The sequence below is a fragment of the Streptomyces sp. PL-29 genome, from assembly GCF_058344425.1.
Genome location: NZ_CP136996.1, coordinates 4,282,140 through 4,295,733, shown reverse-complemented (window position 1 = coordinate 4,295,733; position 13,594 = coordinate 4,282,140). Strand labels below are relative to the sequence as shown.

The following is a 13,594-nucleotide window of genomic DNA, read 5'->3' as shown; positions in this document are numbered from 1 at the left end:
AATATCAGCCACCGGAAGATCCTTTCTGGGGCGGCGAGTTGACGGGTGGAGCGGCTCAGGCCTGGTATGAGGCGAGTTCGACGACGGTGATGTCGGACGGCGCACCCACCCGGACCGGCGGCCCCCAGGCCCCCGCCCCGCGGGAGACGTACAGCTGGGTGTCGCCGTAGCGCTCCAGGCCGGCGACGGTGGGGTTGGCGAGGGCGGCGAGGTGGCTGCCCGGCCAGAGCTGGCCGCCGTGGGTGTGGCCGGAGAGCTGGAGGTCGACGCCGTGCTCGACGGCATCGTGGATGACCACCGGCTGGTGGGCGAGGAGCACCGCGGCCCGCGACCGGTCGCGGTCGCCGAGCGCGGCCCGGAAGTCGGGGCCGCTGCCCTCCCGCTCCCCCTGGATGTCGTTGACCCCGGCGAGGTCGAAGTGCGGCAGGGCCCGCCGGGCGTTCTCCAGCGGGGTCAGGCCGAGCTCGCGGACGTGGTCGACCCACTGCTCGGCGCCGGAGAAGTACTCGTGGTTGCCGGTGACGAAGAAGGAGCCGTGGCGGGCGGTCAGCCCGCGCAGCGGCTCCGCGGCCGGCCCGAGGTCGGGGACGCTGCCGTCGACGAGGTCGCCGACGATGGCGATGAGGTCGGGCTGGGTGCGGTTGACCGTGTCGACGATCCGCTGGGCGTGGGCGCGGCCGAGCACCGGGCCCAGGTGGACGTCGCTGACGACGGCGATCCGGAAGCCGTGCGCCGCGCGCGGCAGCTTGGCCAGGGGGACGTGGACGCGCCGCACGCCGGGCCCGCGCAGCACTCCGTACGCGCCGTTGCCGACGGTGCCGAGCGCGACCGCGGCGGCCGCCCCGCCCACCGTGCGCGCGACGAAGGTGCGGCGGCTGAGCCCGCCGCCCGGGGCCGGGGCGGCCGGCTCGCCGGGCGCACCGGCCTCGGCGAGCACCGCGCCGGCCTTCGTCTCCGCCCCGGCGTCGGAGGAAGGCACCGTGGCCGTCCCGGCGCGGGCGGCGGACTGCGCCGCGGGGGGTCCGGCCACCGCCCCGGAGGGGGCTCGGTGGGCCAGACGGCGGAGCAACAGCGCGCGGATCGGCTCCGCGACGAGCATCGTCAGGGTCAGGTACAGGAGCACCGCGAGCCACAGGTACCCCGGCCAGGACACCGTCTGCTGCAACCAGAACGGGGCCCCGGCACGGCCCGCGGTCAGGGCGGCCACGGAGAGGAGGGGCAGGGCGATGGCCAGCGTGGTGCCGATGCGGCGGGGCAGGCCGCCGGGCGCGGTCGTGTCCCTCACCAGGCGGACCCACAGCCAGCGGTGCACCGCGGCGAGGAGGGCGCAGACCGCCAGTGCTACGAGCGCGACGACCAGGACCGTCATGCCGTACCGCCCTCGGCGCCGGAACGTGATGCCCGCCGCAGGGCCAGGACCCCGCGCAACCCGATCACACCGACCGCCGTCCCCAGGAGAAAGGACGTCACGGCGAGCGTCAGATGGACCCAGAAATAGGCAGTGGGGTCGCCCGCCGTGTCGAAGGCAAGTCCACTGCCGTTCTTCCACAGGTTCCGGACGAAAGACACCCAGATGAACCAGGTCCACACTCCGAAGGCGAGCAGGAACCAGGAGGCGGCACGGCTGAGTTTCATGTCCTCAGTATCGGTTTCGTCCCCGGGACGGACGCGCCGGGGTGGGCTGTCCCGGGGGTGGTTGCGGCGAAATGGCCGGTCCGCGATGCCATCCAGCTCATCGGGATGTACTTTCACCTGCGTGTCTGCCAAGACGACCGCCCTGACGGTCCTTACCGCCGCGCTGCTGGCGCCCACCGTGCTGGTGGCTCCCGCCCATGCCGCGCCGACCCCTCCGGCCGACGGGAAGGGCCGGCCCGCCAAGGCTCCGGCGCCGCCCGCGTCGATGTCCACGGTCGGCGGATCGCTGCTCGGTCAACCGGGTACGCAGGTGAACCTGCTGCCCGGGGCGCCCGCCCTGCCGACGAACCTCACGGGCCGGTCGTGGATCGTGGCGGACGCCGAGTCCGGTGAGGTACTGGCGGCGAACAACGCGCACTGGCGGCTGCCCCCGGCCTCCACGATGAAGATGCTCTTCGCGGACACCCTGCTGCCGGGCCTGCCCAAGGAGCAGGTGCACAAGGTCACCGACCAGGACATGGAGGGCGTGGGCCCGGGCAGCAGCCTGGTGGGGGTCAAGGAGGACCACGAGTACTCCGTCCACGACCTGTGGCTCGGGGTGTTCCTGCGGTCGGGCAACGACGCCGTGCATGTGCTGTCGGCCATGAACGGCGGCGTCGAGAAGACCGTCAAGGACATGCAGGCGCACGCCGAGGAGCTCCAGGCGCTGGACACCCACGTGGTGTCGCCCGACGGGTACGACGCCCCGGAGCAGGTGTCGAGCGCGTACGACCTCACGCTGATCGCCCGCTCCGGACTGCAGAAGAAGGACTTCCGCGAGTACTGCGGCACGGCGAGCGCGAAGTTCCCCGGCCTTCAGGAACCCGGCAAGCCGCGGGACTACTTCGAGATCCAGAACACCAACCGGCTGATGACGGGCGCGGGCGGGATCTCCCCCTACAAGGGCATCGCCGGGGTCAAGAACGGCAACACGACCATGGCCGGTGCCACCTTCACCGGCGCTGCGCAGCAGGGCTCCCGGAAACTGCTGGTCACCGTGATGAACCCGGACGCGGGCGGCGCGAACTCGGTCTACCAGGAGACCGCCGCGCTCTTCGACTGGGGCTTCGCCGCGGCCGGAAAGGTCAAGCCCGTGGGTGAGCTGGTGCCGCCGAAGAGCGCGGACACCTCGCCCCACGGCTCGCCGGCCCAGTCACACGAGAACAGCCCGTCGGCGGACGGTGCCGTCCCGGGCGGCGGCGCAGGCACCGCGCTGGGCGTCGCGGGCGGCGCCCTCGCGCTGCTGGCGGGCGGCGCCTACGCCGTCAACCGCCGCTGGCCCCGCAGCCGCCGCACCCGCGGCCGCGACGAAGAGCTCGTTTAGGGCGTTTCCCGTGCCGTGGCTTCGGAGGCCGTCCGGTCACGGCGCCCGGTGCGGCGCCGTGGCCCCCGGCGGGGCCTCGTCGGCGGCGGCCTCGTCGGTGTCGGCTTCGACGTCGGCTTCGACTTCGGCTTCGGCCTCGCCGTCGCGGGTTGCCGTCCAGGCGGAGACGTACAGCAGGAGTTTCGCCATGAAGTTGATCCAGAGCAGCAGGGCGACCGGCACGCCGAAGGCCCCGTACATGCTCTTCGCCGCGACCTCCCGCATGTAGCCGCTGAGCAGCAGCTTCAGCAGCTCGAAGCCCGCCGCTCCGATCAGGGCGGCCTGGATCAGGCGGCCCCTGGGCGGTTCGACGCCGGGCAGCAGGGTCAGGACGTACAGCAGCACCAGGAAGGCCGCCACCACACCGACCAGGAAGGCGAGGGAGCGCAGCAGCGCGCCGCCGGGCCCCTCGCGCGGGATGCCGAGCCAGTCCGCGGACTTCCCGACCGCGCTGGAGCCGAGGATCGAGGCCGCCGCGGAGAGCAGGCCCACCCCGCCGAGGCCGAGCAGGACGAGCCCGTCCTTGCCCTTGCGGACGATCGGGTTCCCGTCGTCCTCGTCGTCCTTGTCCCACACCGCGCGCAGGCAGTCCCGCATCGAGCCCACCCAGCCGATGCCGGTGAAGAGGAGGAGGGCGCCGGCAACGAGACCGATCGTGGCCGCGTTCGCGACGAGCCCGTTGATGTCGAGCTGGTCGGAGATGCCGGGGACCTGTTCGGCGAGATTCTTCTCCAGCCGGTCCAGTTGCTCGGGGCTGAGCAACGCCGCGCCGACGGCCGCGGCCACGGTGATCAGGGGGAAGAGCGCGAGGAAGCTGATGAAGGTGATCGCGGCGGCGAGTCGGGCCCAATGGACGCGGTCGAGGCGTTCGTACGAGCGCCACGCGTGCGTCTTCATCAGACGGTCCGCCAGCGGCCCGATCACCGGGAGTTTCGTCAGCCAGTCCATGGGGTCACCGTAAATGAGGCACGGGAAATAGTCCGGATTGCCTGTTCCAGGTACTACGGTCGTCGATTGTGACTTTTCGCCCAGCGCCCTCGACGGGGCGTCCGTTCCACACCCTGGTCTTGCGGAGGCTGAGGTTCCGCGCTTGGCGCACCGCCCGCCTGACCCTGCGCCCGCTCCGTCAGGAAGGCCGTACGGTCGTCGCCCCCGCCGCCCCGGCGGTCTGGTCGACGGGGGAGCCCGGCTGTGCCGGAACTCCCATGGCCCCACTCCCGAAAGGGTATTCACGCAGCTTGCGCCAGACCCCGTCGGAGCCCTGCTCGTAGAGGGCGAACCCCGCGCACACCCACGCGGCGGCGTACTCGGCCAGCGTCGTGAACGCCACGTCCATCGCCTCGTCGGAGATGCCGTGGGCGACGGTGACGTGCGGGTGGTACGGGAAGGCGAGCTCGCGGCTGAGCGGCCCGGCGGGGTCGCGGACCTCGCCCTGGAGCCGGGTGCAGCCCTCGACGCCCTCGGCGATCCGGACGAAGACGACCGGCGAGACGGGCCGGAAGGTTCCCGTCCCGCCCAGCCGCATCGGGAAGGGCCGGAAGCGGGCGGCGACCTCGGCGAGGTGGGCCCGGATCGCCGGGAGCCGGTCCGCCTCCACCTCCGTCGGCGGTACGAGGGTGACGTGCGTGGGGATGCCGTGCGCGGCGACGTCCCCGAAGCCCGCGCGCAGCTCCTGGAGCTGGCTGCCGTACGGCTCCGGGACCGCGATCGAAACGCCGAGCGTTACGGTCCCCACGTGTCTCTCCTCCGCTTGTCCCTGTGGACGCCTGCCGCCCCAGTGTGGGGCCAGGACCCCTCTTCGTGCCAGAGCGGTCCGTCCGTAGTTGCGTTCGTCAGTGCTTGGCGGGCAGCAGGCCCAGGCGGTCGTAGGCCTGCGCGAGCGTCTCCGCGGCGACCGCCCTTGCCTTCTCCGCGCCCTTGGCCAGGAGCGAGTCCAGCGTCTCCGGGTCGTCCAGGTACTCCTGGGTGCGCTGCTTGAAAGGTGTGACGAAATCGACCATCACGGCGGCCAGGTCCGTCTTCAGCGCGCCGTAGCCCTTGCCGGCGTACCGCTCCTCCAGGGCGGGGATGGACTCGCCCGTGAGGGTGGAGTAGATCGTGAGCAGGTTGCTGACGCCGGGCTTCTTCTCGGCGTCGAAGCGGATCTCGGCCTCGGTGTCCGTGACCGCGCTCTTGATCTTCTTCTCGGTGACCTTGGCCTCGTCGAGGAGGTTGATCAGGCCCTTGGGCGACGACGCCGACTTCGACATCTTGATCGCCGGGTCCTGGAGGTCGTAGATCTTCGCGACCTCCTTGACGATGTGCGCCTGCGGGAGGGTGAAGGTCGGGCCGAAGCGCTGGTTGAAGCGCTCGGCCAGGTCGCGGGTCAGCTCGATGTGCTGGCGCTGGTCCTCGCCGACGGGAACCGCGTTCGCCTGGTAGAGCAGGATGTCGGCGACCTGGAGGATCGGGTACGTGAAGAGGCCGACACTGGCGCTGTTGACGCCGCCCTTGGCGGACTTGTCCTTGAACTGGGTCATCCGACTGGCCTCGCCGAAGCCGGTGATGCAGTTCATCACCCAACCGAGCTGCGCGTGCTCGGGGACGTGGCTCTGGACGAAGAGCGTGCAGCGCTCGGGGTCCAGGCCGGCGGCCAGCAGCTGCGCGGCCGACAGGCGGGTGTTCGCGCGCAGGTCCTTCGGGTCCTGCGGCACGGTGATCGCGTGCAGGTCGACGACCATGTAGAACGCGTCGTGCGTCTCCTGGAGGGCGACGTACTGGCGGATCGCTCCGAGGTAGTTCCCGAGGTGGAACGAACCGGAGGTGGGCTGGATGCCGGAGAGCGCGCGAGGACGATCAGAAGCCATGGCCCCATTCTCTCAGGTGCGGGGGCCGGCTCGGGCCCGCCACCGGCCGGGACCCGTCGGGGCGCGCCGCCCCCGGCCCGGCGGCGGCAGCGGGGACCGGGGGCGGCGCTCCGGGGGCGCGGAACCCCCGGCGGCGGCGCCGCAGGGCTACGACAGCGGAAGGCCCGGCGCCGGGAAGGCGGCCATCAGATCGGCGACCTCGGCCCGGATCGCCTTGAGCGCCGTCTCGTCGGGCCGCGCGGCCGCGTCGACCGCGCGGGCGATCCAGTCGGCCACCAGCGGCATGTGCTCCGTGGACAGCCCGCGCGAGGTCAGGGACGGTGTGCCGATCCGCACCCCCGAGGGATCGAACGGCTTGCGCGGGTCGAACGGCACCGTGTTGTGGTTCACGACGATCCCCGCCCGGTCCAGGGCCTTGGCGGCGACCTTGCCCGGCACCTCCTTGCCCGTCAGGTCGATCAGGATCAGGTGGTTGTCCGTACCGCCCGACACCAGGTCGAAGCCACGCTCCAGCAGGGCGGCGGCCAGCGCCCGGGCGTTGGCGACGACCGCGTGCGCGTACCGGACGAAGGACGGCTGGGCGGCCTCGTGCAGGGCCACCGCGATGCCGGCCGTGGTCTGGTTGTGCGGACCGCCCTGCAGGCCGGGGAAAACCGCCCTGTCGATCGCCTTCGCGTGCTCCTCGCGGCACATCAGCATCGCGCCGCGGGGACCGCGCAGGGTCTTGTGGGTCGTGGTGGAGATGACGTCCACGTGCCCCGCCGGGGACGGGTGCGCGCCGCCCGCGATCAGGCCGGCGATGTGGGCGACGTCCGCGACCAGGACCGAGCCCGCCTCGCGCGCGATCTCCGCGAAGGCGGCGAAGTCGATGGTCCTCGGCAGGGCGGTGCCGCCGCAGAAGATCAGCTTGGGCCGCTCGGCGAGGGCCAGCTCGCGCACCGCGTCGTAGTCGATCAGACCCGTGTCGGCGCGGACGCCGTACTGCACGCCGCGAAACCACGAGCCCGTCGCCGAGACCCCCCAGCCGTGCGTCAGGTGGCCGCCCATCGGCAGGGCCATGCCCATGACCGTGTCGCCGGGCTGCGCGAAGGCCAGGTACACGGCCAGGTTGGCCGGGGAGCCGGAGTACGGCTGCACGTTGGCGTGGTCCACGCCGAACAGGCCCTTGGCCCGCTCGATCGCCAGTGCCTCGACCCGGTCGATGTTCTGCTGGCCCTCGTAGTAGCGGCGGCCCGGGTACCCCTCGCTGTACTTGTTCTGCAGCACGGTCCCGGAGGCCTCCAGGACGGCCGCGGACACGTAGTTCTCGCTGGGGATCAGGCGCAGGGTCTCCGCCTGGAGGACTTCCTCCGCGGCGACGTGGGACGCCAGTTCCGGATCGGTCGCGGACAGGGCGGGATGGCGGCTCGCGGACACGGCGGGCTCCTCCGGGGTCGATGTGATCGGTACCCCGCGAGGCCCAGGCGAGCGGCCCTGATGCGGTCGAGCGCGCACGACTCCCCCGGAGTTGGTTCCCCGTACGCCAGTCGCCGTGCGTACCGAACACCTTAGCGGGCGCGCCGCGGGGCAGGTTTCCGCGTCCGGGATACGAGCGACGATAAGAAGGTGGCGCCACCCTCGTCACCGCTTCACCGCTTCACCGCTTCACCGCTTCACCGGCCAGACGGACGATCGGAGACCCCGTGTCGACAACAGCTGCTGCCATCCGCTCCGCCGACGCGCACAGCGCGCACAACTACCACCCGCTGCCCGTCGTCGTCGCGACCGCGGAAGGCGCGTGGATGACCGACGTGGAGGGTCGCAGATACCTCGACATGCTCGCCGGGTACTCCGCGCTCAACTTCGGGCACGGCAACCGCCGTCTGATCGACGCGGCGCGGGCCCAGCTGGAACGGGTGACGCTCACCTCGCGCGCCTTCCACCACGACCGGTTCGCCGACTTCTGCACCGAACTCTCCGCGCTGTGCGGCAAGGAGATGGTGCTGCCCATGAACACCGGCGCGGAGGCGGTGGAGACGGCGGTGAAGACCGCCCGCAAGTGGGGTTACGAGGTCAAGGGCGTCCCGGACGGGCACGCCAAGATCGTGGTGGCCGCAGACAACTTCCACGGCCGGACCACGACGATCGTGTCCTTCTCGACCGACCACGACGCCCGCGACCACTTCGGGCCGTACACGCCCGGCTTCGAGATCGTCCCGTACGGGGACCTCACCGCGCTGTCGCACGCCGTCACGGAGAACACCGTGGCCGTGCTGCTGGAGCCGATCCAGGGCGAGGCGGGGGTGCTGGTGCCGCCCGCCGGGTACCTGGCCGGCGTACGGGAGCTGACCCGCGAGCGGAACGTGCTCTTCATGGCCGACGAGATCCAGTCGGGGCTCGGCCGGACCGGCCGGACCTTCGCCTGCGAGCACGAGGGCGTCGTCCCGGACGTCTACATCCTCGGCAAGGCGCTCGGCGGCGGTGTGGTGCCGGTGTCGGCGGTGGTCGCCGACCGGGACGTGCTGGGGGTGTTCGGACCCGGCCAGCACGGCTCCACCTTCGGGGGGAACCCGCTCGCGTGCGCCGTCGCCCTGGAGGTGATCGCGATGCTGCGGACCGGCGAGTTCCAGCAGCGGGCCACCGAACTGGGCGACCACCTCCACCGCGAGCTGAACCTGCTCGTCGGCGGGGGCGCGGTGACCGCCGTACGCGGCCGGGGGCTGTGGGCGGGCGTCGACATCGACCCGTCCCGCGGTACGGGCCGGGAGATCTCCGAGAAGCTGATGGAGCTCGGGGTGCTCGTGAAGGACACCCACGGATCGACGATCCGGATCGCCCCGCCGCTGGTGATCACCAAGGAGGATCTGGACTGGGGCCTGGACCAGCTCCGGTCGGTGCTCGGCGGGTAGGCCCCAGCGCCGGGGCGTGTCGCGACGGTCCCGCCCGTCCCGCGGCGGCCGGCACGCACGCCCGCCCGCCGCGTCCCCGGCCTTGCCGGGCAGTACGCCTGCTGCCGTGCCGGGGACCGTGAGGCGGTGAACCCTTCCGGTCACCGCACTAGACGATGACGTGGGGCAGGAAGCGGGCGTACGCGTCCGTGACCGGCCCCGCGGATTCGCGGATGCCGAGCCCCGCCGCCTCGTCCTCGACCACCCACGCGCCGAGCACCACCCGGTTGCCGTCGAAGTCGGGCAGCGGAGCCAGTCCCTGGAAGCAGTACCGCTCCCCCGGCTCCGCTACGAACGGCTCGCCGTCCGGGCCCGGCTCGTGGAGGGTGACGCCCGCGCCCTCGCGGCCGAGGAGGGGCTTGGCCACGTAGCCGGCCGATCCGGGCTCCGCGAGTTCGCGCGGCCCGTCGAGGTAGGCGGGCAGCAGGTTCGGGTGCTCCGGGAAGAGCTCCCACAGGATCGCGAGCAGCGCCTTGTTGGAGAGCAGCATCTTCCACAGCGGCTCGATCCAGGCCGTGGTGCCGGAGCCGCCGCCGTGGTCGTAGGTGTCGAGGACCTGCGGGCCGAACTCGTCGGTCGCCAGCCACTCCCACGGGTAGAGCTTGAAGCAACTGCGGATGAACCGGAGCCGGTCGTCGACGAACCGCCCGGACAGGCTGTCCCAGCCGATCTGCTCCACGGACAGGGCGTGGGTCTGCAGGCCGGCCTGGTCGGCGGTCTCCTGGAGGTAGGCGACCGTCATCAGGTCCTCGCCGATCTCGTCGGTCTCGGAGTGCGCGAAATGCAGCAGGCCGGGGGGCAGCAGCTCCGCCTGGCGGCGCCAGGCGTCGACGAGGCGTTCGTGGAGGGAGTTCCACTGGTCGGCTCCGGGGAAGCGCTCTTCCATCCAGAACCACTGCGCGCTGGCGGCCTCCACGAGCGAGGTCGGGGTGTCGGCGTTGTACTCCAGCATCTTGGCCGGGCTGCCGGTGCCGTCGTAGCGCAGGTCGAAGCGCCCGTAGACGAAGGGCTGCTCGGCACGGCGGCGCCAGGACTCGGCGATCATCGCGGCGAGCTTCGGGTCGGTGATGCCGAGGTCGGCGAAGCGGTCGTGCTCGATGATGTGCGCGGCCGCGGCCAGGCACATCGCGTGCAGATCCTCGACGACGTCCTCCAGGGCCTCGACCTCGGGGAGGGAGAAGGAGTAGTAGGCGCTCTCGTCCCAGTAGGGGCGCAGCGAGTCGTCGGGGTAGCGGGTGAGGGGGTAGATCAGCCCCTGCTCCTCGACCGTCTTCTGCCAGTCGGCGCGGGGCTCGATGGTGTGCCGCTGCATCGGGCGATCAGCCGCCGCTGGAGCTGGAGTGGCCGCCGATGCCGCCGCGGGTGACGGCGGACTTGTCGAAGCTTCCGCCGGTGACCTTGCCGTTGCTGACGTGGCCGCCGTAGTAGTACGCGCCGCTTCCGCCGCTCCTGCACTCCTTGCTGTTCAGGTGTTTCAGCGTGGAGCGGGACGCACAGCGGCGGTCCGGCTCGTCGCTGCTTCCGCAAGCCACCAGGGTGGCCGCGAGCAGACCCATGCCTCCGAGGGCGACGGCGCCGGAGCGCATCCGGCGCTGGTTGGTGCTGCTGATGTCCATGTCTGCTGCTCCCCCTGGAACCTGGCGTGCTCCCGACAGACTAGAGCGGGGCCCCCGGCCGATGGAATCCGGCCGCCGTGAGATCCGTGACCTAAAGTCAGTTCGTGCTGATTGGGATGATTTGCTCACTCGGTGCGGCGGTGTGCTTCGGTACGGCGTCCGTACTTCAGGCCGTCGCGACACGGGCGGTGGAGCCCGGCAGCGGGTCCGGGGTGGACGCGGCGCTGCTGCTGCGGGCCGCGCGGCAGTGGCGCTACGTGCTGGGCCTCGTCCTGGACGGCACCGGCTTCGTCCTGCAGATCATCGCGCTGCGGCACGTGCCGATCTACGTCGTCGGGTCCGCGCTGGCCGCCAGTCTGGCCGTGACGGCGGTGGTCGCCTCGCGGCTGATGGCGGTGCGGTTGTCCCGGCGGGAGTGGTGCGCGGTGGCCGTGGTGTGCGCGGGGCTGCTGATGCTGGGCTTCGCGTCCGGGGAGGAGGGCAGCGGGACGGGTTCGCCGGCGCTGAAGCTGGGGCTGTTGGGGGTAGCGGTGCTGGTGCTGCTGGTCGGCGCGGTCGCGGGCGGGCTGCCGGACGGGCCCCGGGCGCTGGTGCTCGGGCTGGGATCGGGCACCGGCTTCGGTGTGGTGGAGATCTCGGTGCGGCTCGTCGACTCGGTGACCGATCTCGCCAATCCGGCCCTGTACGCGCTCCTGCTCGGCGGGGCGGCGGGGTTCCTGCTGCTGACCTCGGCGCTGGCCCGGGGCTCGGTGACGGTCGCGACGGCGGGCCTGGTGCTGGGAGAGACCATCGGCCCGGCGGCGGTGGGCGTGGCCTGGCTCGGCGACCGCACCCGAGAGGGCCTGTCGTGGCTGGCGGTGACCGGCTTCGCGGTGGCGGTCGCCGGCTCCCTGGCCCTCTCCCGCTTCGGCGAACCGGAGCCGCCGTCGGCCCCGGCGTCAGCGCCGTCCTGAGCCCGCCCGGCCACCCGGCCACCCGGCCGCCCGCCGCGCCGGTGTGTCGGTGCGGGGCGGGGCCTCACCCCGCGGGGCCCCGGGCAGAGCTTCCGGCCCGGCGCCGCGCCGGGCACATGACAGGTCACGGCAGCGCCGCGACCAGTGCCGCGAGGGTCGGGGACCAGGCACTGTCCGACGGGGTCCCGTAGCCGACGACCAGCGCGTCCCGCGGCGGGAGTTCGGCCTGCGGATGGCGGAAGGCGGAGAGCCCGTGCAGGGCCAGGTCCTGCCAGGCCGCCGACTGCAGCACCGACCGCTCCGTGCCCGCCGGGAGATCCAGCACCGCGTGCAGGCCCGCCGCGATCCCGGACACGCCCGCGACCCGGCCCGCCACCGCCGCCACCAGCTCGTCCCGCCGCCGCCGGTAGCGCAGCCGCATCCCGCGCACATGACGGTCGTACGCCCCGGATTCGATGAACTCCGCCAGCGTCAGCTGGTCCGGGGCGCTGGAGGTCCAGTCGGTGTACCCCTTCGCGGCGGCCACCTCCTCCACCAGGTCCGCCGGGAGCACCATCCAGCCGATCCGCAGCCCCGGGGCGAGCGACTTGCTGGCCGTGCCGAGGTACACCACCCGGTCCGGATCCAGGCCCTGCAGGGCTCCCACCGGCTGCCTGTCGTAGCGGAACTCCCCGTCGTAGTCGTCCTCCAGGATCAGGCCGCCGGTGGTCCGGGCCCAGTCGACCGCTGCCGCCCGGCGGGCCGGGGTCAGGGCCGCGCCCGTCGGGAACTGGTGGGCCGGTGTCAGCAGCACCGCGCCCGCCGCGGCCGTCAGCTCCCCGGTACGGGCCCCCTCCTCGTCCACCCCGAGCGGCCTGGTCCGCAGCCCGGCCCCCACCAGCTCGGCCCGGTGGAAGTCCAGGCCGTACCCCTCCACCGCGACCTCCCGGACCCGGCGCGCCCGCAGCACCGCCGCGAGCAGCTTCAGCCCGTGCAGGAACCCCGCGCACAGCACGATCCGGTCCGGGTCCGCGTACACGCCGCGCGCCCGTGCCAGGTAGCCCGCCAGCGCCTTCCGCAGCTCGACGCGGCCGCGGCCGTCGGTGGCGTAGCCGAAGGCCTCGTTCGGGGCGTCGGTCAGTGCCCGCCGGGCCGCCGACAGCCAGGCCGCGCGCGGGAATCCGCCCAGGTCGGGGCTGCCGGGGAGCAGGCTGTAGGCCGGTCCGCCGCGCACGGCGCGCCGGACCGGGGCGGCGGTCGCCGCCCGGCGCGGACGCGCCCGCCGGGCGACCCGCGTGCCCGAGCCCTGGCGGGCTGTGAGCCAGCCCTCGGCGACGAGCTCGGCATACGCCTCGGCGACCGTGTTGCGGGCGATGCCCAGATCCGCGGCGAGGGTGCGGGAGGACGGCAGCCGGGTGCCGGCCGCCAGCCGCCCGCTGCGCGCGGCCTCGCGCAGCGCCTCGGTCAGCCCGGCCCGCAAGCCGCGCCCGGCGGAGAGCTCCAGGTGCAGGTCGGCGCCGAAAGTGGCCCAAGGATCCGTCATGGATATGGACCATACCGGCGGGCCGCCTGCCTCCTACGGTGGAGCACATGACCACCACCGCAGAAGGCCGGCAGGCCCACCCGCAGACCGACTCCCACACCCACCCGCATGCCCACGCCCACGCCCATGCCCATGCCCCCGAGCACACGCCCCGCATGAACCTGGCGAAGCTCGCCCCCGAGGCTTACAAGGCCGTCCTGGCTCTGGAGATCGCCTCCAAGAAGGGCCTGGATCCGTCCCTCGTCGAGCTCGTCAAGATCCGCGCCTCGCAGATCAACCACTGCGCCTTCTGCCTCGACATGCACACCAAGGACGCGGTCGCCGCGGGCGAGAGCGTCGAGCGCATCGTGCAGTTGGCCGCCTGGGAGGAGTCGCGGCACTTCTACACCGAGAAGGAGCTCGCAGCGATCGAGCTGACCGAGGCCGTCACCGTCCTGACCGACGGTTTCGTGCCCGACGAGGTGTACGCGAAGGCCGCGGTGCACTTCGAGGAACGCGAGCTGGCCCAGCTGATCACGGTGATCGCGACGATCAACGTGTGGAACCGCTTCGGTGTGACCACCCGCATGGTGCCGGGCCACTACAAGCCCGGCATGTACAAGGCCTGAGTCGGGCCGGAGGCCGAAATCCCCGGCCCCGGCCCCGGCCAGGGTCGGCCGGTCAGGCCGGTCAGGCCGGTCAGGCCGGTCAGGC

General features: G+C 72.6%; 13 protein-coding genes and 1 riboswitch. Of the genes, 4 read left to right on the top strand and 9 right to left on the bottom strand.

Translation table 11 applies throughout. The features are described 5' to 3' along the window. Nucleotides 1-55 precede the first annotated feature (55 nt). Both R4Z63_RS19795 and R4Z63_RS19790 read right to left on the bottom strand, forming a co-directional pair. The gene (locus tag R4Z63_RS19795) at nucleotides 56-1,369 is read right to left on the bottom strand and encodes a metallophosphoesterase (protein WP_384455426.1); all 1,314 of its coding nucleotides are present in this window, start codon (nucleotides 1,367-1,369) and stop codon (nucleotides 56-58) included. Further along, on the bottom strand, nucleotides 1,366-1,635 hold the full coding sequence (locus tag R4Z63_RS19790) for an SCO4848 family membrane protein (RefSeq protein WP_037919122.1): 270 nt from the start codon (nucleotides 1,633-1,635) through the stop codon (nucleotides 1,366-1,368). Before R4Z63_RS19790 ends, R4Z63_RS19795 begins: the two co-directional genes overlap by 4 nt. A gap of 85 nt (nucleotides 1,636-1,720) precedes the next feature. Here R4Z63_RS19790 and R4Z63_RS19785 point away from each other — a divergent pair, with 85 nt between their 5' ends. Continuing rightward, nucleotides 1,721-2,998 (top strand): D-alanyl-D-alanine carboxypeptidase family protein, encoded by a 1,278-nt coding sequence (locus R4Z63_RS19785; RefSeq protein ID WP_491522565.1) that lies wholly within the window; start codon nucleotides 1,721-1,723, stop codon nucleotides 2,996-2,998. A gap of 36 nt (nucleotides 2,999-3,034) precedes the next feature. Here the strand turns inward: R4Z63_RS19785 and R4Z63_RS19780 are convergent, their stop codons facing one another. The 4 genes from R4Z63_RS19780 to glyA all read right to left on the bottom strand — a co-directional run bounded on the left by R4Z63_RS19780 (nucleotide 3,035) and on the right by glyA (nucleotide 7,299). Then, complete coding sequence (locus tag R4Z63_RS19780) at nucleotides 3,035-3,985, bottom strand: YihY/virulence factor BrkB family protein (RefSeq protein WP_384455433.1); 951 nt, start codon at nucleotides 3,983-3,985, stop codon at nucleotides 3,035-3,037. 178 nt (nucleotides 3,986-4,163) lie between these two features. Next, the gene (locus R4Z63_RS19775; RefSeq protein WP_384455436.1) at nucleotides 4,164-4,772 is read right to left on the bottom strand and encodes a 2'-5' RNA ligase family protein; all 609 of its coding nucleotides are present in this window, start codon (nucleotides 4,770-4,772) and stop codon (nucleotides 4,164-4,166) included. A gap of 97 nt (nucleotides 4,773-4,869) precedes the next feature. Beyond that, nucleotides 4,870-5,883, bottom strand: coding sequence for a tryptophan--tRNA ligase (gene trpS / locus R4Z63_RS19770; protein ID WP_384455439.1), 1,014 nt, complete (start codon nucleotides 5,881-5,883; stop codon nucleotides 4,870-4,872). Between the two features lie 147 nt (nucleotides 5,884-6,030). Beyond that, entirely contained in the window at nucleotides 6,031-7,299 is a 1,269-nt protein-coding gene (gene glyA / locus R4Z63_RS19765; protein ID WP_037919111.1) for a serine hydroxymethyltransferase, read from the bottom strand. Between the two features lie 34 nt (nucleotides 7,300-7,333). Continuing rightward, nucleotides 7,334-7,423, bottom strand: a riboswitch (ZMP/ZTP riboswitch). 142 nt (nucleotides 7,424-7,565) lie between these two features. Here glyA and rocD point away from each other — a divergent pair. Then, the gene (gene rocD / locus R4Z63_RS19760) at nucleotides 7,566-8,771 is read left to right on the top strand and encodes an ornithine--oxo-acid transaminase (RefSeq protein WP_384455443.1); all 1,206 of its coding nucleotides are present in this window, start codon (nucleotides 7,566-7,568) and stop codon (nucleotides 8,769-8,771) included. 148 nt (nucleotides 8,772-8,919) lie between these two features. On the opposite strand, the gene R4Z63_RS19755 is transcribed toward rocD, so the two are convergent. Together R4Z63_RS19755 and R4Z63_RS19750 are read right to left on the bottom strand one after the other, a co-directional pair. Beyond that, entirely contained in the window at nucleotides 8,920-10,122 is a 1,203-nt protein-coding gene (locus tag R4Z63_RS19755; RefSeq protein ID WP_037919106.1) for a glutathionylspermidine synthase family protein, read from the bottom strand. 7 nt (nucleotides 10,123-10,129) lie between these two features. After that, on the bottom strand, nucleotides 10,130-10,426 hold the full coding sequence (locus R4Z63_RS19750; protein ID WP_037919104.1) for a hypothetical protein: 297 nt from the start codon (nucleotides 10,424-10,426) through the stop codon (nucleotides 10,130-10,132). 104 nt (nucleotides 10,427-10,530) lie between these two features. On the opposite strand from R4Z63_RS19750, the gene R4Z63_RS19745 reads away from it, so the two are divergent. Next, nucleotides 10,531-11,379: a DMT family protein gene (locus R4Z63_RS19745; RefSeq protein ID WP_384455447.1), complete on the top strand. Its 849-nt coding sequence runs from the start codon at nucleotides 10,531-10,533 to the stop codon at nucleotides 11,377-11,379. A gap of 124 nt (nucleotides 11,380-11,503) precedes the next feature. Here R4Z63_RS19745 and pdxR read toward each other — a convergent pair whose 3' ends face one another. Next, nucleotides 11,504-12,901: a MocR-like pyridoxine biosynthesis transcription factor PdxR gene (pdxR, locus tag R4Z63_RS19740; RefSeq protein ID WP_384455449.1), complete on the bottom strand. Its 1,398-nt coding sequence runs from the start codon at nucleotides 12,899-12,901 to the stop codon at nucleotides 11,504-11,506. Between the two features lie 47 nt (nucleotides 12,902-12,948). Here pdxR and R4Z63_RS19735 point away from each other — a divergent pair, with 47 nt between their 5' ends. Further along, nucleotides 12,949-13,509, top strand: coding sequence for a carboxymuconolactone decarboxylase family protein (locus R4Z63_RS19735; RefSeq protein ID WP_384455452.1), 561 nt, complete (start codon nucleotides 12,949-12,951; stop codon nucleotides 13,507-13,509). The last annotated feature ends 85 nt before the right edge of the window (nucleotides 13,510-13,594 follow it).

Coding starts and splice junctions, on each gene's coding strand:
- R4Z63_RS19795 (WP_384455426.1), bottom strand. CDS start 1,369: ATGACGGTCCTGGTCGTCGCGCTCGTAGCACTGGCGGTCTGCGCCCTC.
- R4Z63_RS19790 (WP_037919122.1), bottom strand. CDS start 1,635: ATGAAACTCAGCCGTGCCGCCTCCTGGTTCCTGCTCGCCTTCGGAGTG.
- R4Z63_RS19785 (WP_491522565.1), top strand. CDS start 1,721: ATGCCATCCAGCTCATCGGGATGTACTTTCACCTGCGTGTCTGCCAAG.
- R4Z63_RS19780 (WP_384455433.1), bottom strand. CDS start 3,985: ATGGACTGGCTGACGAAACTCCCGGTGATCGGGCCGCTGGCGGACCGT.
- trpS (WP_384455439.1), bottom strand. CDS start 5,883: ATGGCTTCTGATCGTCCTCGCGCGCTCTCCGGCATCCAGCCCACCTCC.
- R4Z63_RS19755 (WP_037919106.1), bottom strand. CDS start 10,122: ATGCAGCGGCACACCATCGAGCCCCGCGCCGACTGGCAGAAGACGGTC.
- R4Z63_RS19750 (WP_037919104.1), bottom strand. CDS start 10,426: ATGGACATCAGCAGCACCAACCAGCGCCGGATGCGCTCCGGCGCCGTC.
- pdxR (WP_384455449.1), bottom strand. CDS start 12,901: ATGACGGATCCTTGGGCCACTTTCGGCGCCGACCTGCACCTGGAGCTC.
- R4Z63_RS19735 (WP_384455452.1), top strand. CDS start 12,949: ATGACCACCACCGCAGAAGGCCGGCAGGCCCACCCGCAGACCGACTCC.